This window comes from Rhodococcus sp. 008, assembly GCF_001682295.1.
GTDB lineage: Bacteria > Actinomycetota > Actinomycetes > Mycobacteriales > Mycobacteriaceae > Rhodococcus_F > Rhodococcus_F qingshengii.
The window spans coordinates 4,051,891-4,072,701 of sequence record NZ_CP012749.1 but is presented as its reverse complement, the minus strand read 5'-3'; the positions used below and the strand labels follow the sequence as shown (position 1 = coordinate 4,072,701).

Sequence of the window (20,811 nt, the reverse complement as noted above, 5' to 3'; positions counted from 1 at the left end):
TCAAGATCCCTTCGCCGGCACGATCTGGAGGTACACCATCGTCAGAATCAGATTGGCGAAGAACAACAGCAGGAACGTGATGACGACAGCCTGGTTCACCGCCTCACCGACGCCCTTCGGGCCACCGGACGGGTGGAGTCCCTTGTACGCGGAGATCACACCAGCGATGACACCGAACACCGCGGCTTTGATCTCACCGCTCCAAATGTCCGGTAGCTGCGCAAAAGCTGAGAACGACGAGATGTAGGCACCGGGGTTACCGCCCTGCAGGATCACGTTGAAGAAGTAACCACCCGCGATACCGACGACGGACACCAGTCCGTTGAGCAGAACAGCGATCAGCACCATCGCGAGGACACGCGGAACCACCAGGCGCTGAATCGGATTGATTCCGAGGACTTCCATCGCGTCGATCTCTTCACGGATGGTTCGAGAACCGAGATCGGCCGTCACGGCCGATCCGGCCGCACCGGCGACCAGCAACGCTGTCACCAGGGGGCTACCCTGCTGGATCACCGCCAGGACGCTGGCAGCGCCAGTGAACGATTCTGCACCCAACTGCTTGATCAGCGAACCGGTCTGCAGTGAGACGACGGCGCCGAAAGGGATGGCTACCAATGCCGTCGGCAAAATTGTCACGCTGGCGATGAACCAGGCCTGCTCGATGAACTCACGGAACTGAAATGGACGCCGGAACGTATTCCTGACGACGTCGACAAACAGTTCGACGATGTTTCCGGCCTGAGTTAATGCTCCGTTGACCGGACTCAGAACCGAGTTGCGGGTAACCCCCATCCGATATGCCTACCCTTGCCCGTGTGTCGTGTTTCCGTAGGGATCGCCCTCGTATGCAGGAATGACCTGCGTGTCTTGCGAGTTGTCGTTCCACTCCCCCTGATAGCCGCTCGCTTCGGCGTACTGGGGATCGTACTGCCCAGTTCCGTCAACCTCGTCGAGGCTGTCCTGAATCGCCGCCTGTGCGTTAGCTGGGAGGGTGTGCATGATCTGACGGACGCGCTCCTGGCGACGACGAACAGCCTGACGCTCCGGGTTTCCGGGGGTGGCCTTCATCTGCGGCACGATGCCCTCGACGTCGTCGACACCACCGGCGTGGTGACCGGCGTCGACGAGCGCCTGCTCGTGCGCCATCTGAGCCTCGTCCTTCTCCTCCGACATACCGATCGGACCGATCATCGTTCCGTTGAGGAACTGCTTGACGACGGGCTCGTCCGAGGTGAGCAGCACCTCGCGAGGACCGAACATCACCAACTGACGACGGAAGAGCATGCCGATGTTGTCCGGCACCGTGCGTGCGAGGTTGATGTTGTGCGAGACGATCAGAATCGTCGCGTCCGACTGGGCGTTGATGTCGATCAGCGTTTGGCTGATGTACGTCGTACGCACCGGATCCAGACCGGAGTCGGGTTCGTCGACGAGGATGATCTCGGGATCGAGAACGAGTGCACGCGCCAGACCGGCACGCTTGCGCATACCGCCGGAGATCTCACCGGGAAGCTTGTCCTCGGCGCCGACCAGACCCGTGAGGTCCAACTTCTCCATCACGATCTTGCGGATATCGGATTCCGACTTCTTGGTGTGCTCACGAAGCGGGAAGGCGATGTTGTCGTACAAGTTCATCGAGCCGAACAGTGCGCCGTCCTGGAAGAGAACGCCGAACAGCTTGCGGATCTCGTAGAGCTCCTTGGAGGAGCACTGCAGGATGTCCGTGCCGTCGATGACGATGGAGCCTTGTTCAGGGCGGAGCAGTCCGATCAGGGACTTCAGGAACACCGACTTACCGGTACCCGAAGGCCCGAGCAGTGCGCTGACCTCACCCGCGGGAAGTGTCAACGACACGTCCTGCCAAATCCTCTGCGACCCGAAAGACTTTGTCAGTCCTTGTACCGCTACCTCGACTCCCACCATTACCTCCGCGACGTCCGTTGCATGCATGCACCCGTGTGGGTTGGGTCACTCTATCGCATGGGAGTGGTACCCGTGACTGCGAATACTACTAACGAGTAGGGAAGAAGCATAATTCAGATCACAGCCTAGTTCGGACACCCCTCCCACCTGCATGAATTCCGGCATATCACCCGCGAAAAAAGTTCAAAAAAAGAGGGCCACTCCCCGTGGGGAGTGGCCCTCTTCGTTACTACTCGCGAAGAGCAGCGGGAAAACCGTCTTACTTGATGACGATCTTTGCGCCGGCAGCTTCGAGCTTTTCCTTGGCAGCCTCTGCGGCGTCCTTGGCAACCTTCTCGAGGATGGCCTTCGGAGCGCTCTCGACGAGATCCTTGGCTTCCTTCAGGCCGAGGCCGGAAACGACCTCACGGACGACCTTGATGACCTGGATCTTCTTGTCGCCAGCCGACTCGAGGACGACGTCGAACTCGTCCTGCTCTTCAGCAGCTTCTGCGCCGGCAGCCGGTGCGCCTGCAGCGGCGACGGCGACGGGAGCAGCAGCGGTGACCTCGAAGGTCTCCTCGAATGCCTTAACGAACTCCGAGAGCTCGAGGAGGGTGAGCTCCTTGAACTGGTCCAACAACTCTTCGGTGCTGAGCTTCGCCATTGTGGCGGTCCTTCCTGTAAGTCCCATGTCGCTGATCCGCGACCGGGCGGGGTTATAGCAGTGATGCGCGGGTGCGGATCAGCTTTCGGCTTCGGCCTCGGCCGGAGCCTCGGTGGCAGCCTCTGCGGGGGCCTCTGCGGCTCCGCCTTCTGCAGCCTTCTTCTCCTGCAGGGCAGCGGCCAGACGGGCCATCTGCGAAGCGGGAGCATTGAACAGGCCTGCGGCCTTTGCCAAGTTGCCCTTCATCGCGCCGGCAAGCTTTGCCAACAGGATTTCGCGGGATTCGAGATCCGCGATCTTGTTGACCTCTTCCACGGACAGCGCAGCGCCGTCCATGTAGCCGCCCTTGATGATGAGCGCCTTGTTGTCCTTAGCGAAGTTCTTCAGAGCCTTCGCAGCGTCGACCGGTTCGCCCTTGATGAATGCAATGGCGGTCGGACCAACGAACAGGTCATCAAGGCCCTCGATGCCAGCCTCTGCGGCGGCACGCTTGACCAGGGTGTTCTTGGCGACGGAGTAGGTGGCACCTTCTCCGAGAGCGCGTCGCAGTGTCGTGATGTTGCCAACCGAAAGGCCACGGTATTCCGTGACCACAGCGGCGGTCGAACCCTTGAACTGCTCGGTGATTTCCGCAACTGCGGAAACCTTCTCAGGCTTTGCCATACTTCGCCTCCTCTCGTGACAGTCGTTGTCCCACTCAGGAACCGCTGCACCTCATCGGGGTGAACCCGAGAAGACACAGTCCGCGACATGCAAAACGCCCCGGCGCAAGCGCACGGGGCGTACAGAGGAAACATGAAGAAGAGGCTTACGAATCAGCGTAACGATGCAAAGCGAGGCAGTGCATAACCAGGCAAACTGTAGAACCACTACATCAAGCTATCCCCCTACCTCGTTCACCTACGTGGGCCGCCGGGCACTCCCGGACTTTCAACCACACCCATCACTGAGTGCAATCACCAACGGTCTTGGGTAGAACATGATTTTGGGGTGAAGTTCATATCCAGCACTGAACTCCGCCTCGAAGACTACCTGACTGCTCGCTGCACAACCAAATCGGGTTCGTCACGCACCCGATTCCTTCAAGCACCGATAGCCCTGGCGATCTTGTGTTCGATTGCTGCCCGAGCTCGGTCCGGCAACACCAGCAATCCATCGAGTTCCTTGTGGGCCTTCCGATACGCACTCTGACGTTCCTGTGGCGTCGCGCCCTCGTCCATGGCCAGTCGCAGCAGACGTTGCGCCCGTACCAGGCGTTCTTGTTCGTCGAGGGTGAATCCGCTCCGTCGGCGGCGCTTCGCCTCAGCTTCCGCGATTTCGAAGGCGATCGAGTAAGCGTGCACCGCCTCGCGGTACTCGGTTTGTGCCTGCTGGTTGCCGATCATCGTCTCCGGATTGCCTGGGCGAAGCAGATCGGCACGATATTTGGCTCGATGAAAATCGGCGGTCAAAGGCTCGCGCATGTCCGTCATCATCGGGGTGTCGAGCAGTGTGACCGGATCGAGTTCGTACGAGAACCATCGGGCGTCGACCGCATCGTGCTGCTCGATTGCCTTGGCCAGCTCTCGGCGCTGTGTTTCTTCGTCGGCGTGATGTTGTGCGTTGGCTTGCGCGATGGCGACCTTGGTCTGCTGCTTGAGCCGGAAGCGCTCTTGCCGGCGCTCGATCCGCCTTTCGTTGGCAACCGCGACACCCTTCAGCGCCCCACCGATGGTGCCGCCGAAAACGAAGATCAGCCACCAAAAGTTTCCGAGGAACTGGAACGCTTCGTGCATACCCCGATGATGCCACCGTTAGATCGATACCACCGTTGGACCGATACCACCGTTGGACCGATACCACCGGCAGGGATCACACTCTCCCGAAACGGCAAGAAGGCCGGCAGGGAGTGATCCCTGCCGGCCTTCTTGTTCGTATGCGGACTGCTTACGCGTCTGCAGCATCCTCGAGGAGGTTGCGAGTACGGTTCGGATCCACCGGGATGCCCGGACCGGTGGTGGTCGAGACCGTGATCTTCTTCACGTAGCGACCCTTGGCCGACGAGGGCTTCGCACGCAGGATCTCGTCCAGGGCTGCGCCGTAGTTCTCCACCAGCTTCTCATCGTCGAACGATGCCTTGCCGATGACGAAGTGCAGGTTGGCCTGCTTGTCGACGCGGAAGTTGATCTTTCCGCCCTTGATGTCGTTGACAGCCTTGGTGACATCCGCCGTGACGGTGCCCGTCTTCGGGTTCGGCATCAGGCCACGCGGTCCGAGGACACGGGCGATGCGGCCGACCTTGGCCATCTGATCAGGAGTCGCGATTGCGGCGTCGAAATCGACCCATCCACCCTGGATGCGCTCGATCAGGTCTTCTGCACCGACTACGTCAGCGCCTGCAGCCTCGGCTTCTGCTGCCTTCTCGCCAACAGCGAACACGATGACGCGAGCGGTCTTACCGGTGCCGTGGGGCAGGTTGACCGTTCCGCGGACCATCTGGTCAGCCTTACGGGGGTCGACGCCCAGACGAACTGCAACCTCAACGGTTGCATCCATCTTGGTGGACGACGTCTCCTTGGCGAGCTTTGCAGCCTGAAGCGGGCTGTAGAGCTTGTCTGCGTCGATCTTCTCAGCGGCGGCGAGGTACGCCTTGCTGCGCTTTGCCATTTGTTCTGTCCTTACTTGTCACTGCAGCGAATTACCTGTGCAGTGGTGAATGGTTCAGTTGTGGTCGGGGCCTGGCCGGCCCTCCCACGTAATGCTGTGGAGCGGACTATCAGCCCTGGACCGTGATGCCCATGGAACGAGCGGTGCCGGCGATGATCTTCGCGGCCTGCTCGATGTCATTGGCATTGAGGTCTTCAGCCTTGGTCTTCGCGATTTCGCGCACCTGATCCATGGTCACCGAGGCAACCTTGGTCTTGTGCGGTTCGCCGGAGCCCTTGGCGACGCCGGCTGCCTTGAGGAGCAGCTTGGCGGCGGGAGGGGTCTTCAGCTTGAAATCGAAGGTCCGGTCTTCGTAGACCGAGATCTCGACCGGCACAACGTTGCCGCGCTGGGACTCAGTCGCCGCGTTGTAGGCCTTGCAGAACTCCATGATGTTCACGCCGTGCTGACCGAGCGCGGGACCCACGGGAGGTGCAGGGTTAGCCTGACCTGCCTGGATCTGCAGCTTGATGAGCCCGGCGAGCTTCTTCTTCTTTGGGGGCATCTCTAGTTCCTAGTTTCTAGCTTGGGTGTGTGTCTTGCGTCGAACAAATTGCAAGTTTTGGGGTGGTCAGATCTTCGCGACCTGGTTGAAGTTGAGCTCAACCGGGGTTTCACGACCGAAGATCGACACGAGAACCTTGAGCTTCTGCTGCTCGCCGTTGACCTCGCTGATGCTGGCCGGAAGGGTTGCGAACGGGCCGTCCATGACGGTGACCGACTCGCCGACCTCGAAGTCGACCTCGATGAGGGGCTTGCCGAAGGACTCGGACGGTGCCTCGCCTGCTGCGACGGCGGCCGCTGCAGCCTGCTGCTTCTTCTGTTCCTGCTGCGGGAGCAGGAACTTGACGACCTCGTTGAGGGTCAGCGGCGAGGGACGCGACGTGGCACCGACAAAACCGGTGACACCAGGCGTGTTGCGCACGGCGCCCCACGACTCGTCGTTGAGCTCCATGCGAACGAGGATGTATCCGGGCAGAACCTTGCGGTTGACCTGCTTGCGCTGGCCGTTCTTGATCTCGGTGACCTCTTCGGTGGGAACTTCCACCTGGAAGATGTAGTCGCCGACATCGAGGTTCTGAACGCGAGTCTCGAGGTTGGTCTTGACCTTGTTCTCGTAACCGGCGTACGAGTGGATGACGTACCAGTCACCCGGGGCGCGGCGCAGCGCAGCCTTGAGTTCGGCAACGGGATCCTCGACCTCGAGCTCGGCGGCGGGAGCGGCCTCGTCGGAGTTCTCGGCATCGTCGGAGATGACGTCCTCGGTCGCTGCAGCGTCTGCATCAGTGCCTTCGGCAACGTCTGCATCGGTGCCTTCGGCAACCACGACGTCTACTTCGGCTGCCGCCTCGGCAGAAACACGCTCTTCGGCCAAAGCCTCATTCGTGTCGTTCTCGGGGGTGCTCACTGGGGCACTCGCTTCCTCTCGTTACTCGGACCCGGGTCGGGTCTTGTCGCGCTCGCAGGCAAAGACGCCCGACTGCTACGGCGATCAGCCGAACAGCCAGGTGACACCCTTGATCACAGCGATATCGACGCCGCTGATGAAAGCGACCATGAAGACCACGAACGTCAGCACGACGCTGGTGTAGGTGATCATCTGCTTGCGGTTCGGCCAGATGACCTTACGGAGTTCTGCGATGACCTCGCGGAAGAATTTGCGCAGGCGCTTGAAGATGTTGTCCTTCTTCGCCTTGGGCTTCTTGCCGGGGTTCGTTGCAGTCGGCTTGGCCGAAGATGTCCGGGATGCCGTCCGGGCCGGAGTCTTCACGGTGGACGCGCTGACCGAGGCGCCGCGTGCAGCGCGCTTGCCGGTCGGCTTGTTGGAAACCCCACTGGATGCGGAGGGAGCCTTCTCGGCACCGTCCTTGTCCAACGAAAGATCGGAACGCGTAGTCGCGTCAGCTGCAGTGTCGTCGACACCGGTCGAATCGGCAGACGGTGAAGTCTCCGCATCCGAAGTGTCGGCGTCGCGCTTGGCGCGCTCCTCGCTCACGTCGTTCCTCTCAGTCGCTGGCATCCGGGGGCAGGGGCGACAGGACTTGAACCTGCAACCTGCGGTTTTGGAGACCGCTGCTCTGCCAGTTGAGCTACGCCCCTTTGGTTGACCTCGACAGGTAGACCCTGCCTGAATCAACCGTTCTGCGATCACACAACATACGCGCTACCCGAGGTGAATGTCTTGCAACATTCAGGGCAGCGCGCAGCGCTGAGGAATCCCAGAAATCTCAGTGTACTTCAAAGCCCCGGAACAAACACAATCCGCCCTGCGATCAGGCTAGACGGACCGTGGCAGTGGCACGACCGAAGATCTTCTTACCTTCGGACTTGGCCACAATTGCCAGTACTGCGGTCTTGCTTTCTTCGTCGATCGACTTCACCTTGGCGGTGAACTCGATCTCGGCAGCCTTGTCGGCTGCCACGATCACCGGGCTCGTGAACCGTACGTTGTACTCGGTCACTGCGCCCGGATCTCCCAGCCATTCGGTGACGTAGCCGGCACCGATGCCCATGGAGAGCATGCCGTGCGCGACGACGTCCGGCAAGCCGGCAAGTCGTGCGACCTCGTCACTGAAGTGAATCGGATTGGGATCTCCCGAAACACCCGCGTAGTTGGCGAGGTTTCCACGCGTCAGGGTGACGGACTTCTCGGGGAGAAGTTCGCCGACACTCACGTCGGAAAATTTACGAAGCGACATGCATCATCACGTCCTTGACTGCGTGGGCGATGTTCTCGTCCACTTCCCCACCCGTTCGAGCAACAAGCGTCGTCCACGTGGTGACGACGGCTTCGTCGTTCTGATCGGTGATGATGTTCTTGGTCACGATGATGTCGCTACCTGCGGCCTGCCTGAACGAATCCAGGAAGACGTCGCAGAAGAGTCGGTCACCGACCTGCATGGGCTTGTGCAGCACCAAGCGCTGATCGGTCTGAAGAATCTGACTCAGGTCGTAGCCTGTGACGATCTCTTCGAACAGACGTCGCTGAGCAATGGCACCCACGATGGCGACGAACGTGATGGGAGCGATCAGGCCGTCATATCCGAGGCCCTTGGCTGCCGTCTCGTCGTAGTGCGCGGGATGGGCGTCCTGGACGGCGCGAGCGAACTCGCGTACCTTCTCGCGTCCGACCTCGTAGAAGTCTTCGACACGATAGTGGTGACCGACCATCTGGACGGCATGAGCGGCCGGGTCCGTAGGGACCTCGGCCGCTGCCTGGTTCTCTTGCAAATCTGTCACGCGGTGAGACTCTCTTCTAGCTAGGACCCGAAGACGCAGGCCCAGAGAGGGTCTTCCGCGAAAATCGTCGTCCTGTTAAGGACTTACTACTTCGACTCGCGATGCGACTGGTGGGTTCCGCAGTTGGGGCAGAACTTCTTGAGCTCCAGGCGATCGGGGTCGTTGCGCCGATTCTTCTTGGTGATGTAGTTGCGGTGCTTGCATACCTCGCAGGCCAAGGTGATCTTGGGCCGAACGTCGGTCGAGGAGGCCACGGGATGCCTTCTTTCGGGTGTATCTGATTACGAGCAATCAGGGTGGATCATGCATATTGTGTAGCGGTGACCGGACTTGAACCGGCGACGCAACGATTATGAGTCGTTTGCTCTACCAACTGAGCTACACCGCCTCGGTGTCGAGTGTCGCGCGGAAAGCACGGCACCACAATCCAGCGAGCCCCCTAACGGAATCGAACCGTTGACCTTTTCCTTACCATGGAAACGCTCTACCGACTGAGCTAAGGGGGCGTGGCTCAGGAGTGCGTTGCCGCTCTCTTGAAGCCTCCGAAAGATTACACACGAACGAGCGCCAGCACCAAATCCGCTGGTCATCGGGGCAAAAATGGTGCCGGAGCCCATTGTTGCACCGATCGGGGCCGCTGGCGAGGGCTTTGCGGGAACCAGCTCGACCCTGCACTCCCCCTGAAACCATCCCCCGGTGCCCATCCCGAGGCCCCTGAGCCCCCGACACCCCTGAGCCGAAGCCGGCGCCTGCGTCGCCAACGCGCGCTCGACCTCGGTACACGCACAAAAAAGTCAGCCCCGACTCTCGCGAAGAGAATCGGGGCTGACTTGGTGTGGCAGATGTAGGATTCGAACCTACGTAGGCATAAGCCGACGGATTTACAGTCCGCTCCCATTGGCCGCTCGGGCAATCTGCCGTGCTTGCACCAGGCTTCGATCCGGCGCATTCGCAAGTATATCGCGACGTGCGGCGGCCGAAAACGGCTTCCTCGGTGCGGTGAGAAGAATACAACGAACACACCCCCATTTTGCAAACCGGGTGGTAACGGGCGGTGCCGACCCGATAACGTCGAGGTGTCCACCGGTATGGAAGGTGGGCGGAACTCGATGTTCGTGAACTACCGGAAAGCGGGAGTGTGAAGTGGCTGATTCGTCCTTCGACGTGGTGAGCAAGGTTGACCGTCAAGAGGTGGACAACGCCCTGCATCAGGCTGCCAAGGAGTTGACCACGCGTTTCGACTTCCGAAACACGGGAGCGTCGATCGAGTGGTCTGGTGAAGAGACGATCACGTTGAACGCCGACACCGAGGAGCGACTGCTGGCCGCCCTCGACGTGTTCAAGGAGAAGTTGATCCGTCGCGACATCTCGCTGAAGGCATTCGATGCCGGCGAGCCGGCGCAGTCCGGAAAGATCTACAAGCTGTCCGGAACCTTGGTCCAGGGCATCAGCAGCGAGAACGCGAAGAAGATCACCAAGAAGATTCGCGACGAGGGCCCCAAGGGCGTCAAGGCGCAGATCCAGGGTGAGGAACTTCGTGTGAGCAGCAAGAAGCGCGACGACCTCCAGGGCGTCATCTCCCTGCTCAAGGGTGAGGACTTCGGGATCGCCCTGCAGTTCGTGAACTACCGGTAGTAGGGGCTGCGCCCCTGTGCGCCTTTTTGGTAGTTCCGACGACCAGAAAGGCTCACAGGGGCCGAAGGCCCCTACATCCCCGCCATCTTCTCCAAACGCTCGATCCGGTCCGCCATGGGCGGATGCGTCGAGAACAGCTTGCTGACCTTGTCCCCCGCTCTGAAGGGGTTGGCGATCATCAGGTGGGACTGCGCCGCGAGCTTGGGCTCAGGCGGCAACGGCGCGGCTGCGACGCCCGACTCGAGCTTGCGCAGCGCCGACGCCAACGCCAGCGGGTCACCGGTGAGCTCGGCTCCCGATTGATCCGCCTGGTACTCGCGAGAGCGCGAGACGGCCAGCTTGACCACGGTTGCCGCGATCGGTCCCAGTAGGGAGACGAGCAGCAGCGCGATCGGATTGCTTCCCTGCCCGTTCCCTCGGCCGCCGAAGATGCTCGCGTACATCGCGAAGTTGGCCAGGCCAGAGATGACGCTGGCCATCGCGCCGGCCACGGACGAGATCAAAATGTCCCGGTTGTAGACGTGGGAGAGTTCGTGCCCGAGCACGGCACGCAGTTCGCGTTCGTTCAGGATCTGCATGATGCCGCTGGTCACGCACACCGCGGCGTGCCGAGGGCTACGACCGGTGGCAAACGCGTTCGGGGCGTTCGTGGGGCTGACGTACAGCCTGGGCATCGGTTGGTGCGCCGTCGTGGCGAGTTCGCGCACGATCCGGTAGATCGCCGGTGCCTCGACCTCGGTGATGGGCTGGGCGCGCATCGATCGAAGCGCCAGCTTGTCGCTGTTGAAGTACACGTAGGCATTCATGCCGACGGCAAACAGAACGGATCCCCACAGAAGGAACGGGCTGTTGAACAGCGAGCCGATGAAGACGATCAGCGCCGACATCCCCACCAACAAGCCGAATGTCTTCGCACCGTTCGCGTAGCCGTGCAAACCGCTCACCTCTTGCCTCGCTGGAGCCGAAGGCTCACCCGAACTCCCCGGTGTATGCACCGGTTCTGTTAAGTCAACGAAGGACAGGGTCATCAGGGTTCCCACCCAGTGACTGTCGGGGTTTCCACCCGGTAGCCCCGATTCGCCGAGGTGTCAGCCGACTCGTTCGATCGTGTAATCGACGAGACGCACGAGCGCTTCGTTGGCCGGTCCCTGCGGGAGCTCAGCCAACTGTGCTTTCGCCGCGACGGCATACTCGCCCAGCTTTGCCTTCGCCTTGACCATGCCCGGCGAACGCTCGAGCAGTTCGAGGGCCTCTTCTACCAGGGCATCTTCGGTAACCGGGCCCGCGAGCAGCTCCCGCAGGCGATCTGCGTCGGCCCCTTCTTCGCGGAAGGCGTACAGGACGGGCAGGGTGTGGACTCCCTCGCGCAGGTCGGTGCCGGGCGTCTTGCCGGACTGCGCCGAGACGGACGAGATGTCGATGATGTCGTCGGAGATCTGGAACGCGGTGCCGACGGCGTCACCCAGGCGCTCGAGGCGCTCGATGTGAGCTGCGTCGGCGCCGGAGAAGGTGCCGCCGAAGCGTCCCGAAGCAGCGATCAGCGAACCGGTCTTCTCCCACACGACCTTGAGGTAGTGCTCGACCGGATCCTGCTCCTTCTTGACACCGATCGTCTCGCGCATCTGGCCGGTGACCAGTTCGGCGAATGTTTCGGCGATGATCCGAACGGCCTCGGGTCCGAGCGTCGACACCAGGCGTGATGCGTGCGCGAACAGATAGTCGCCGGCCAGGATCGCCACACTGTTTCCCCAGCGGGCGTTGGCGCTGGGTGCTCCGCGCCGCATGGACGCCTCGTCCATGACGTCGTCGTGATAGAGCGTCGCCAGGTGAACGAGTTCGGTGACAGTCGCTGCGGTAATGATCGACGGATCGTTCGGCACCGGTCCGAGTTGCGCGGTCAGGATCGTGAACAACGGACGGAAGCGCTTTCCACCAGCTCGCGCGAGATGCAGCGCGGCCTCGGTGAGGAAGTCTTCTCCGTCGGACAGCTCGCTGACCAACAACTCCTCGACATCGGAGAGTCCACCACGCACTACTGCGGCGAGCTGTTCGTCGCCCAGGTCGATGCCTGCAACGACGGTGCTCGATGCGGTTGCGTCGGCAGCAGTCTTTTCGGTGCTCACGATGTCAGTACCCATTCCTGTCGTCAGTGACGGCTCGGTTCCCACGGTAGTGAACCTAGCGGTTCGCACTCGGGACGGCCTCGCCACGGTGGCGATCGCGAGCCTGGGAAGATGTGAGTGTGTCCGTAGAAGAGCAGTCCCCCGTCGTCGATTCGCTTCCGAACGAAACCGACATTGTGGTCATCGGCGCAGGTCCCGCGGGTTCTTCGGCCGCGGCGTGGGCCGCCCGCAGCGGCCGAGACGTCGTGCTGGTGGACGCTGCCGTGTTCCCGCGAGACAAGACTTGTGGTGATGGACTCACTCCGCGCGCCGTGGCCGAACTGGATCGCCTCGGCCTCGGCGAGTGGGTTCGGTCACATACGACGAACAAGGGCCTGCGGTTGTCCGGCTTCGGACAAGAACTCGAACTCGAGTGGCCAGGGACGTCGTTCCCGCCGATCGGCAGTGCGATCCCTCGGACCGAACTCGACGACGCCATTCGCCGGTGCGCCGTCGAATCCGGCGCGGTCATGGTCGAGGGCACCAAGGCCGTCGACGTCGAACTCGACGGTGATCGAGTAGCCGCCGTCGTACTCGCCGGCCCCTCGGGACGAAGCACCCTTCGTTGTCGGACGCTGATCATCGCCGACGGCGTTCGCTCGACGCTCGGCAAGAAGCTGGGACGGCAGTGGCACCGGGACACTGCGTACGGCGTCGCGGCACGCGCGTATGTCGCGACGCCGCGCAGCGCCGACCCGTGGATCACCTCGCATCTGGAACTGCGGGACACCGAGGGCACGTTGCAGGCGGGGTACGGCTGGATCTTCCCGCTCGGTACCGGCGAGGTGAACATCGGCGTCGGGACACTGGCGACGTCCAAGCGCCCGGCACCAGGTGCCTTGCGACCCTTGCTGGACCTCTACACCGATCAGCGCCGAAGCGAGTGGCAGTGGAGCAGCGAAATACATTCCGTCGCTTCGGCTTTGCTACCCATGGGTGGAGCCGTTTCCAACATCGCCGGACGCAACTGGGCCGTGATCGGCGACGCCGCAGCGTGCGTGAACCCGCTCAACGGTGAGGGCATCGACTACGGCCTCGAAGGCGGACGTCTGGTGGTCGAACAGCTCGGCGCCGACGACCTCACGGAGCTGTGGCCGACCGTGCTTCGGGAGCATTACGGGCAGGCATTCTCGGTCGCGCGCCGGCTCGCAGGCCTGCTGACGGTTCCGCAATTCCTGCCCGCCTCGGGCCCGATTGCGATGCGCTCACGGGCACTGATGACGGTCGCCGTTCGGGTGATGGGGAACCTCGTCACCGACGCCGACGCCGATCTGACGGCGAAGGCATGGCGTGCGTCGGGGGCCGCGTCGAGAAAGATCGACTCCCGACCGCTGTTCGGTTGAGCAAGTGCTGTGCGCCTTTATTAACCGCCGGGGGTTGATAAAGGCGCACAGCAGTTCAGGCAGTGGCGTAATGCAGCGCCACGATGCCGCCGGTGAGGTTGCGCCACTTGACGTTCTTCCACCCGGCAGCCTCGATCTTGCGGGCCAACTCTTCCTGGGTCGGCCAGGCGCGGATCGATTCGGCGAGGTAGACGTAGGCGTCGGGGTTGCTGCTGACGGTGCGTGCGACCTGCGGGAGCGCCTTCATGAGGTATTCCATGTAGACCGTGCGGAAGGGCCCGAAGACGGGCGTCGAGAACTCGCTGACGACGAGACGTCCGCCCGGCTTGGTGACGCGGGCGATCTCACGCAGTCCGGCTTCGAAGTCGGAGACGTTGCGCAGACCGAAGGAAATCGTCGCGGCGTCGAACACGTTGTCGGCGTACGGCAGGTACATCGCGTCACCTGCGACCATCGGAACCTTGCGCGAGATTCCGGCCTTGAGCATTCCCTTGGAGAAGTCGGTGGCGACGCACCAGGCACCGGAGCGCCCCAGTTCGACGGTCGAGACTCCGGTTCCGGCGGCGAGGTCGAGTACCTTCTCGCCCGGCTTGAGGTCGAGGGCTTCGCGGGTGGCCTTGCGCCAACCCTTGTCCTGGCCGAAGGACAGCACGGTGTTGGTGAGGTCGTATCGCTCCGCGACGTCGTCGAACATCGACGCTACTTCGTGCGGTTGCTTCTCGAGAGTTGCTCGGGTTCCGTGTGTAGTGGCCACACCCGAAACGCTACCAACCCTCGGGCAGCGAGGGCGTTCAGGCTGCTCTGGCACCCGTTCGCCGCCCGAGGCCCTGCACATCCTCGTAGTGACGGAGCAACTCTTCGCAGATTGCCGGCCAGGTCCGGTGCAGCACCGAGCGCCTCGCCGCGGAGCCGAACTGCACCCGCAGATCACGCTGACGAAGAGCGTCCACGGCGCTTGGCAGGAGTTCGGTGAACCTGTCCGTCGGCAGGAGGTAGCCGTTGCGGCAATGCGAGATCAGGTCACGCGGTCCGCCGGCGTCCGGTCCGACGACAGGCACACCACTCGCGAGGGCTTCCTGAACCGCCTGGCAGAAGGTCTCGTGCTCGCCGGGGTGAACGAATACGTCCAGGCTCGCATAGGCGTCGGCCAGCGCGGTACCGCCCAGTTGTCCGGTGAAGATCGCGTCCGGCATCAGTCGTCGTAGGTTCTCGCGGTCCGGGCCGTCTCCGACGACGACGATCTGCACACTGGGATCGCCGGCCAGGGCCGCCAATCGTTCGACGTGCTTTTCGGGCGCGAGGCGACCGACGAAGCCGACCACCAACCGGTCGCTGTCGCCGATCCAGGACTGCCGCAACACCGAGCTACGACGCGAAGGCGCGAATCGTTGTGCGTCGACGCCGCGGGCCCATCGGTGCACGCGCGGAATGCCGTGCTCTTCGAGGGCGTCGACTGCCGACGTGGAGGGCGCGAGTGTCCTGTTGCAGCTCTTGTGGATTCGACGGGTCCACGCCCATGCGGCGCGGCTGGTGACGCCGAGCCCGTAGCTTTCGGCAAATCCGGCGACGTCGGTCTGGTAGACCGCGACGGTCGGGATCCCGAGCCGCTTCGCGACGGCCACTCCTCCGGCGCCGAGCAGGAACGGTGACGCCAGATGGACGACGTCGGGCGCGAAGGTCCGCACGGCCGTGGTCAATCGTGGTTGCGGCAGGCCGACGGGAAGTGAACTGACTTTGGGCACCATGACGGCTGGCACCCGAACCACCTGAACGCCTTCGTGTTCGGTGGCGGCAGAGGTGTCGGATCCGACAGTGTCCGGCGCAATGACCATGGCGTCGTGGCCAGTGCGATCGAGGTGTTCGAGCACGCGTAGTACCGAGTTGGTGACGCCGTTCATGTTGGGCAGGAATGACTCCGCAACGATGGCTACTCTCACACCGAGAACGGTGACAGGGCCAGGAAAAGTCCACGTCATGTTCGTGTGAAGTTCGGGCGAAGCGCGAACTAACTCGAGGCGACCGGCGCCGAACTTGCCGCCTGCGCTTCCCGCTTGCGCAGGTACCAGATCGACGGTCCAGCCAGGAGCCACGTCACGACGATCACCGATCCGGCCGGGATCAGTGCCACCGTCGCGTTACGTCCTGCTACCCGAACCAAATCGGGCTCGGTCTTGTAGTACTCCACCTCGATGCGCTGTCCCACAGTCAGATTGGTGGGGTAGAGAACGCCGAGTTCAGGGTTGTGATTCGCGCCGTCCGGTGTCACGAAGCTGATCGCCGAACGTAGCGAGCCCGCCGAGAGCACCTCGGCGGTTGCGGTCCCCATGTTCGATTCGATGGTCCGATCGTTGCGCCAGGCACCGAGAACCAGAATCACCGCGAGCACGGAAATGCCGACCGCAACCACCAGCACACCGATGCGGAGGCGACGCAGAACTGTTTGCGTCACAGCTGTGCCCGCACGGAAGCGTGGAGTTCGCGCAGCCCACTGCGATCCGTCGCGACCTCGAGCACACGAATGCCGTTGGCCGGTTGCGCCAGCGTCGTTGCCAGGGCGTCGACGGTGACCGCTGCGTGCGGCACGCGGTAGGCCGCGCACAGCGCAGCGAGGTCCATGCCGTGTGGTGTTCCGAACACTCGCTCGAAGACGCCGGCGTACTGCGGGTCGCCTTGTTCGAGGAGCTCGAAGATACCGCCGCCGTCGTCGTTGGCGACGACGATGGTGAGGTCGCTCGGCCTCGGCTCACCGGTCCCGATCAGCAGCCCGGAAGCGTCGTGCAGGAATGTCAGGTCACCCATGAGAGCGACGGTCCGGCCACCGTCGTACGCCAACGCAGCACCGACCGCCGCCGAGACGGTGCCGTCGATACCTGCGACGCCACGATTCGACAGCACCCGCACGGCGGGCTTGGGGTAGCTCACGAGGGCCGCGTCGCGAACAGGGTTGGATGCGCCGAGCAGAAGCTGGTCGCCGTCCGCGAGAGCATCCATCACAGCAGCGGCCACGTGCAGGCCGGTGGCCTTGGGGTGGGCGTCGAGTTGCTTGCGGACGGCAGTTTCGGCGTGTTCGGTCAGCGCGGCACATCGAGCGATCCAGGCGGGATCGGGAGTCCCGGTGACCACTGCTCTGGTTCCGGTGGCGAGTACGTTGCCGGATACGTCCGGCCAGCGCGGCCCGGTAGTCAGCGCGTAGACGTGGACGCCTGGGTCGGCCAGCACCTTCGAGACCTGACGATGCAACGTCGGGCGGCCGGTGATGATCGCCTGCTTGGGCTTGAGTTGCGAGAGCGCGAGTGGATGCAGTGCGATCCCGTGCATCGGAGCCGTCGGCTCGGCCACCGTCGGCAGGCCGGCCAGCTCAGGCCGAAGTGCGCTGCCGTGTCCGGAAATGACCACCGTATCTGCGGTCAGATCCAGATCGACGGGAACGTCGAGCGTCGCATTCTGGGTGGTGGTCCAGGCCGCACCGCCGGGACGGCCCTCCGGGACCGGTCCCTGCACGTGCACGTCCGGCACCAGCGGCTCACGAAGTGGAATGTCGAAATGCACCGGACCCGCGTTTCCGGATCGGGTTCCGCGGGCAGCGGCGAGGACCCGGCAGACCGCCGAGCGCCACTGGCTGTTCTGCGTCGAATCGTCCTCCGCCAGGCCCAGGCTGATGGTTGCGCGGACTTGACTGCCGAAGAGCCCGAGCTGCTCGACGGTCTGGTTGGCGCCGGTGCCGAGCATCTCGTACGGCCGGTTGGCGCTCAGGACCACCAGCGGCACTCGCGCGTAGTTGGCCTCGAGGACAGCGGGTCCGAGATTCGCGACGGCGGTCCCGGAAGTCATCACGATGGGGACCGGTCGTTTCCCGGCGATTGCCATTCCGAGTGCCAGAAAGCCTGCTGTCCGCTCGTCGATCCGCATGTGCAGACGCAACCGGCCGTCGAGATCGGCAGCCTGGAGGGCAAATGCGAGGGGCGCGTTGCGAGAGCCTGGACACAGCACGACTTCACGCACGCCACCACGAACCAGTTCGTCGACGACGGCTGTGGCTTGTGCAGTGGACGGATTCACGCCTTCAAGAGTGTCAGATGTTCGGGTGCAAGCATGCCCAGGGGCGGGGACAGCGGCATTATGTGTGGGTGCGCACACTCTTCGATCCAGCCGAGCTCGAACCCCGCCGGTTCTATCAGTTACTCACCGCTTCGGTGGTCCCCCGGCCGATTGCCTGGGTGTCCACCCTGTCGGCGGACGGCGTCGGCAATCTGGCTCCGTACAGCTTTTTCACCGTGGCAAGTTCGGCGCCGCCGATCGTGCAGTTCACGTCGGTCGGACGCAAGGACAGTCTGCGCAACATCGAAGCGACCGGCGAATTCGTGATCAACCTGGCGACTGCCAGGCTTGCCGACGTGGTGAACCAGAGTTCCGCCTTCTACGACGCCGAGGCCGACGAGTTTCTCGAGTTGAACATCCGTAGCGAGCCGAGCGAGCGGGTTCGCCCCGTCCGGGTCGCCGACTCCCCGATCGCCATCGAATGCACGCTCCACCAGGTCGTCGAGGTCGGCAATTCATTTGTCGTGATGGGAAATGTGGTGGCGGTCGCAGTACGTCCCGAGGCTGTCGCCGACGACGGCCTGCCGGACTTCGCGGCAATAGCACCGATGAGCCGACTTGGCCGAGCGCAGTGGGGTCTTCCTCCCGAAGTCGTCGAAAAGGACAGACCCACCACTCCACAGCTACCGTAAATCAGGTTAGGGTTACCTGATTAGGTACGAGTAACAGATAATCAGGGAGCAACCAGTCATGGCCAAGCGCGCCAAGTTCGTGAAACCGGCCTCACGCAGCATCGTGTCGGCGCAGGTCGTGGCGAACAAACGAATCAGCCCCAGCTTCATCCGGGTGACCATTGCCGGCGAAGAGCTGTCCACCATCGCTCCGATGGGTGCCGATCAGTGGTTCCGCATGTTCATCCCGCAGGTCGGCCAGAGTGAACTCCGGTTGCCGAGCGCGGCCAGCAATCTCTGGTATGCGCAGTACCTGTTGATGTCCAAGGACACGCGACCAGTCGTGCGCAACTACACGATTCGCGCCTACCGTGCTGCCGGATCCGGTCTCTTCGGCGAGACCACGGAGATCGACATCGACTTCGCTTATCACGGCGACATCGGCCCGGCATCCGCGTGGGCGGACACCGCGTCGGCCGGCGACGAGGTCGCCCTCTTGGACGAAGGCTGCATCTACAACCCCACACCCGAGGCCAAGTGGCAACTGCTCGTCGGCGACGAGAGTGCACTTCCCGCGATCATCGGCATTCTGGAATCCGCGCCCGCAGACCTGCGTGCCGAGGTCTTCGTCGAGATTCCGAACATCGAAGACAAGCAAGACATTCCGGAGTTGGCGAACGTCAACGTGCATTGGCTCGTTCGCGAGGACGAACACGCGACGCCGGGTGTTCTGACCCTCGAGACCGTCCGCGCCGCCGAACTGCCCGAGGGGCCGTCGTACACCTTTGTCGCCGGCGAACAGGCACTCACCACCGGGCTGCGTCGGCACCTCGTGAACGACCGGAAGTTCGCCAAAACCGACATCACCTTCACCGGCTTCTGGCGCCACGGACATTCGGCTCACTGACAAACGCACCGAAAACGACGAGTGGCCCGAGAGAAACTCCCGGGCCACTCGTCGTTTTACGTTCGCTTATGCAGCGTGCTTCTGGATCACATCGCCCAGACGCGGCAGAGCTGCAGTCACATGCTTCTTCGCCGAACCGCGCAGCTTCGAGTACATCGACTTGACGACGGCCTTGTCGCTACCTTCGATACGCTCGTCCGTCACCTCGAGGAGGGAATCGGCAACCGCGTCGCCGCGGGCGCTGATGAAATCGGCGAAGCTGCCTTCGCCGGAAGCCGAGAATTCCTGCCAGTACGGCTCGAGCTTTGCCACGAAAGCCGGCAGAAGCGCGGTGACGGCGTCCGGCACGATGGACGGGCTCACCTTCTTGACCGCGCCGTAGCCACCCTTGAGAGCCAGCCCTGAGGCCCCCGACTTATCCGAAACCTCTGCGTCGATCAAGGTCTGCACGTCCGCGACGACCGCGGGAACCCGTGATTCCTCGAGCAGGGTTTCGTTCAGAGCTGCAACCACTTTCGATCCCTTCATTCTTCACTGATGTTCATCAGGTCGCGCCCGAGACTATACGAAATTCGGCTGGTCCCTACTGCCGAGTATCCGATGGCAGCGCCTGGCCCTCTCCAACCACCAGTCGCGCCGGTCCGCGGGCGCGGCCAGCGTCTCGAGCAGAACCGGATCAGGCTCGACGGCACTCACCGACAAAGCACCGTCGACAGCTGCCCCGGTGACCGCGACATCCCGGACGAACAGGCCGCCCGTGCCGAGGCCGCAGGCAAACGGAAGCGAAGGCAACGCTGCCGCGGCCGCCAGTCCCGCGGACATCCCCACAGCCGTGTCCAGCGCACTCGAGACCACCACCGGCACCCCGTAGTCCGCCAGCTGCGCCGACAGCGCCACCACAGCACGCATTCCGCCCAGCGGGGGCACCTTCACGACGGCGACGTCCGCTCCCCCGGCTCGTACGACGCGCAGCGGGTCCTCGGCACGGCGAATGCTCTCGTCGGCAGCGATCCGCACACCGGTCCCCGCGGCGCGGACCCTGACCAGTTCCTCGACGCTTGCACACGGCTGCTCGGCGTATTCGAGTTCACCGGCATCGGTGATCGCTCGCAAGGCCGTGATCGCCTCGTCCACGCTCCACCCGCCGTTGGCGTCGACGCGCACGTTCGGGATGTGCCGACGCACCTCGTTCACCCGGGCGACGTCCTGCGCCAGCGACTGTCCCTTCTCGGCGACCTTGACCTTGGCTGTCCGGGCGCCGGGGAAGCGCTCCAGCAATTCCGGAACGGCAGACGCGTCGATCGCCGGCACGGTCGCGTTGACGGGAACTGCGTCACGAAGCGCAGGCGGCGGACCCAGCCACGCCGCTTCGATACCCGCGAGCAGCCACTGCGACGCCTCGTCGTCGTCGTACTCGACGAAGGGGGCGAATTCTCCCCACCCGGCCGGGCCGCGAACGAGCAGGGCCTCACGAGTCGTGATGCCGCGAAAGCGAACTCGCATCGGCAGCGCGAGAACCACGGCGTCCGCGATCAGATCGTCGAACGAGGGGAACATG

General features: G+C 63.1%; 24 protein-coding genes and 4 tRNA genes. 4 read left to right on the top strand and 24 right to left on the bottom strand.

What is annotated here, in order from left to right; all coding sequences use genetic code 11:
• The 16 genes from AOT96_RS19080 to AOT96_RS19005 form a co-directional block, all read right to left on the bottom strand.
• On the bottom strand, nt 1-795 hold the full coding sequence (locus AOT96_RS19080) for an MlaE family ABC transporter permease (RefSeq protein WP_003942038.1): 795 nt from the start codon (nt 793-795) through the stop codon (nt 1-3).
• 9 nt (nt 796-804) lie between these two features.
• Nucleotides 805-1,926: an ABC transporter ATP-binding protein gene (locus tag AOT96_RS19075; protein WP_007728450.1), complete on the bottom strand. Its 1,122-nt coding sequence runs from the start codon at nt 1,924-1,926 to the stop codon at nt 805-807.
• 259 nt (nt 1,927-2,185) lie between these two features.
• Complete coding sequence (rplL, locus tag AOT96_RS19070; protein WP_003941857.1) at nt 2,186-2,572, bottom strand: 50S ribosomal protein L7/L12; 387 nt, start codon at nt 2,570-2,572, stop codon at nt 2,186-2,188.
• A gap of 78 nt (nt 2,573-2,650) precedes the next feature.
• Nucleotides 2,651-3,235 (bottom strand): 50S ribosomal protein L10, encoded by a 585-nt coding sequence (gene rplJ, locus AOT96_RS19065; RefSeq protein ID WP_003942074.1) that lies wholly within the window; start codon nt 3,233-3,235, stop codon nt 2,651-2,653.
• A 419-nt stretch (nt 3,236-3,654) separates the two neighbouring features.
• Nucleotides 3,655-4,347 (bottom strand): hypothetical protein, encoded by a 693-nt coding sequence (locus tag AOT96_RS19060; RefSeq protein WP_042453090.1) that lies wholly within the window; start codon nt 4,345-4,347, stop codon nt 3,655-3,657.
• A 151-nt stretch (nt 4,348-4,498) separates the two neighbouring features.
• Nucleotides 4,499-5,218, bottom strand: a complete 720-nt coding sequence (rplA, locus tag AOT96_RS19055; protein ID WP_003941982.1) for a 50S ribosomal protein L1 — start codon at nt 5,216-5,218, stop codon at nt 4,499-4,501.
• Nucleotides 5,219-5,327: 109 nt separating this feature from the next.
• Nucleotides 5,328-5,762 (bottom strand): 50S ribosomal protein L11, encoded by a 435-nt coding sequence (gene rplK, locus AOT96_RS19050; RefSeq protein WP_003941896.1) that lies wholly within the window; start codon nt 5,760-5,762, stop codon nt 5,328-5,330.
• A gap of 66 nt (nt 5,763-5,828) precedes the next feature.
• Entirely contained in the window at nt 5,829-6,665 is an 837-nt protein-coding gene (gene nusG / locus AOT96_RS19045; RefSeq protein WP_003942049.1) for a transcription termination/antitermination protein NusG, read from the bottom strand.
• 84 nt (nt 6,666-6,749) lie between these two features.
• Nucleotides 6,750-7,253, bottom strand: coding sequence for a preprotein translocase subunit SecE (gene secE, locus AOT96_RS19040; RefSeq protein ID WP_003942030.1), 504 nt, complete (start codon nt 7,251-7,253; stop codon nt 6,750-6,752).
• A gap of 31 nt (nt 7,254-7,284) precedes the next feature.
• Nucleotides 7,285-7,357 (bottom strand) — tRNA-Trp (locus AOT96_RS19035).
• A 173-nt stretch (nt 7,358-7,530) separates the two neighbouring features.
• Nucleotides 7,531-7,956 (bottom strand): (3R)-hydroxyacyl-ACP dehydratase subunit HadB, encoded by a 426-nt coding sequence (gene hadB, locus AOT96_RS19030; protein WP_003941909.1) that lies wholly within the window; start codon nt 7,954-7,956, stop codon nt 7,531-7,533.
• The gene (gene hadA / locus AOT96_RS19025) at nt 7,943-8,497 is read right to left on the bottom strand and encodes a (3R)-hydroxyacyl-ACP dehydratase subunit HadA (protein ID WP_007728457.1); all 555 of its coding nucleotides are present in this window, start codon (nt 8,495-8,497) and stop codon (nt 7,943-7,945) included. Before hadA ends, hadB begins: the two co-directional genes overlap by 14 nt.
• Before the next feature lie 86 nt (nt 8,498-8,583).
• Entirely contained in the window at nt 8,584-8,751 is a 168-nt protein-coding gene (gene rpmG, locus AOT96_RS19020) for a 50S ribosomal protein L33 (RefSeq protein ID WP_003941903.1), read from the bottom strand.
• A 61-nt stretch (nt 8,752-8,812) separates the two neighbouring features.
• Nucleotides 8,813-8,885, bottom strand: a tRNA-Met gene (locus tag AOT96_RS19015).
• Between the two features lie 45 nt (nt 8,886-8,930).
• Nucleotides 8,931-9,003 (bottom strand) — tRNA-Thr (locus AOT96_RS19010).
• A 330-nt stretch (nt 9,004-9,333) separates the two neighbouring features.
• A tRNA-Tyr gene (locus AOT96_RS19005) sits at nt 9,334-9,416 on the bottom strand.
• Nucleotides 9,417-9,640: 224 nt separating this feature from the next.
• On the opposite strand from AOT96_RS19005, the gene AOT96_RS19000 reads away from it, so the two are divergent.
• Entirely contained in the window at nt 9,641-10,132 is a 492-nt protein-coding gene (locus AOT96_RS19000) for a YajQ family cyclic di-GMP-binding protein (RefSeq protein WP_003941854.1), read from the top strand.
• A 71-nt stretch (nt 10,133-10,203) separates the two neighbouring features.
• On the opposite strand, the gene htpX is transcribed toward AOT96_RS19000, so the two are convergent.
• On the bottom strand, nt 10,204-11,067 hold the full coding sequence (gene htpX, locus AOT96_RS18995; RefSeq protein ID WP_007728460.1) for a zinc metalloprotease HtpX: 864 nt from the start codon (nt 11,065-11,067) through the stop codon (nt 10,204-10,206).
• 153 nt (nt 11,068-11,220) lie between these two features.
• Entirely contained in the window at nt 11,221-12,270 is a 1,050-nt protein-coding gene (locus AOT96_RS18990; RefSeq protein WP_037129929.1) for a polyprenyl synthetase family protein, read from the bottom strand.
• A gap of 104 nt (nt 12,271-12,374) precedes the next feature.
• Between AOT96_RS18990 and AOT96_RS18985 the strand changes: the two genes are divergently transcribed.
• The gene (locus AOT96_RS18985; RefSeq protein ID WP_416309275.1) at nt 12,375-13,637 is read left to right on the top strand and encodes a geranylgeranyl reductase family protein; all 1,263 of its coding nucleotides are present in this window, start codon (nt 12,375-12,377) and stop codon (nt 13,635-13,637) included.
• Nucleotides 13,638-13,692: 55 nt separating this feature from the next.
• On the opposite strand, the gene AOT96_RS18980 is transcribed toward AOT96_RS18985, so the two are convergent.
• The 4 genes from AOT96_RS18980 to menD form a co-directional block, all read right to left on the bottom strand.
• A complete protein-coding gene (locus AOT96_RS18980; RefSeq protein WP_153212777.1) occupies nt 13,693-14,331 on the bottom strand; it encodes a demethylmenaquinone methyltransferase in 639 nt (212 codons plus the stop codon).
• 97 nt (nt 14,332-14,428) lie between these two features.
• Nucleotides 14,429-15,574, bottom strand: a complete 1,146-nt coding sequence (locus tag AOT96_RS18975) for a glycosyltransferase family 4 protein (protein ID WP_197523597.1) — start codon at nt 15,572-15,574, stop codon at nt 14,429-14,431.
• A gap of 68 nt (nt 15,575-15,642) precedes the next feature.
• Nucleotides 15,643-16,086, bottom strand: coding sequence for a DUF3592 domain-containing protein (locus AOT96_RS18970; protein WP_042453078.1), 444 nt, complete (start codon nt 16,084-16,086; stop codon nt 15,643-15,645).
• The gene (gene menD / locus AOT96_RS18965; RefSeq protein WP_065352138.1) at nt 16,083-17,696 is read right to left on the bottom strand and encodes a 2-succinyl-5-enolpyruvyl-6-hydroxy-3-cyclohexene-1-carboxylic-acid synthase; all 1,614 of its coding nucleotides are present in this window, start codon (nt 17,694-17,696) and stop codon (nt 16,083-16,085) included. The genes AOT96_RS18970 and menD overlap by 4 nt, the downstream gene beginning before the upstream one ends.
• 68 nt (nt 17,697-17,764) lie before the next feature.
• Between menD and AOT96_RS18960 the strand changes: the two genes are divergently transcribed.
• Both AOT96_RS18960 and AOT96_RS18955 read left to right on the top strand, forming a co-directional pair.
• Nucleotides 17,765-18,367, top strand: a complete 603-nt coding sequence (locus AOT96_RS18960; RefSeq protein ID WP_065352137.1) for a flavin reductase family protein — start codon at nt 17,765-17,767, stop codon at nt 18,365-18,367.
• A gap of 58 nt (nt 18,368-18,425) precedes the next feature.
• Nucleotides 18,426-19,253, top strand: a complete 828-nt coding sequence (locus AOT96_RS18955; protein WP_042453072.1) for a siderophore-interacting protein — start codon at nt 18,426-18,428, stop codon at nt 19,251-19,253.
• A gap of 66 nt (nt 19,254-19,319) precedes the next feature.
• Here AOT96_RS18955 and AOT96_RS18950 read toward each other — a convergent pair whose 3' ends face one another.
• Together AOT96_RS18950 and AOT96_RS18945 are read right to left on the bottom strand one after the other, a co-directional pair.
• Entirely contained in the window at nt 19,320-19,766 is a 447-nt protein-coding gene (locus tag AOT96_RS18950) for a DUF6918 family protein (protein WP_003941973.1), read from the bottom strand.
• A gap of 48 nt (nt 19,767-19,814) precedes the next feature.
• On the bottom strand, nt 19,815-20,810 hold the full coding sequence (locus tag AOT96_RS18945) for an o-succinylbenzoate synthase (protein ID WP_065352136.1): 996 nt from the start codon (nt 20,808-20,810) through the stop codon (nt 19,815-19,817).
• Nucleotide 20,811: the final 1 nt, after the last annotated feature.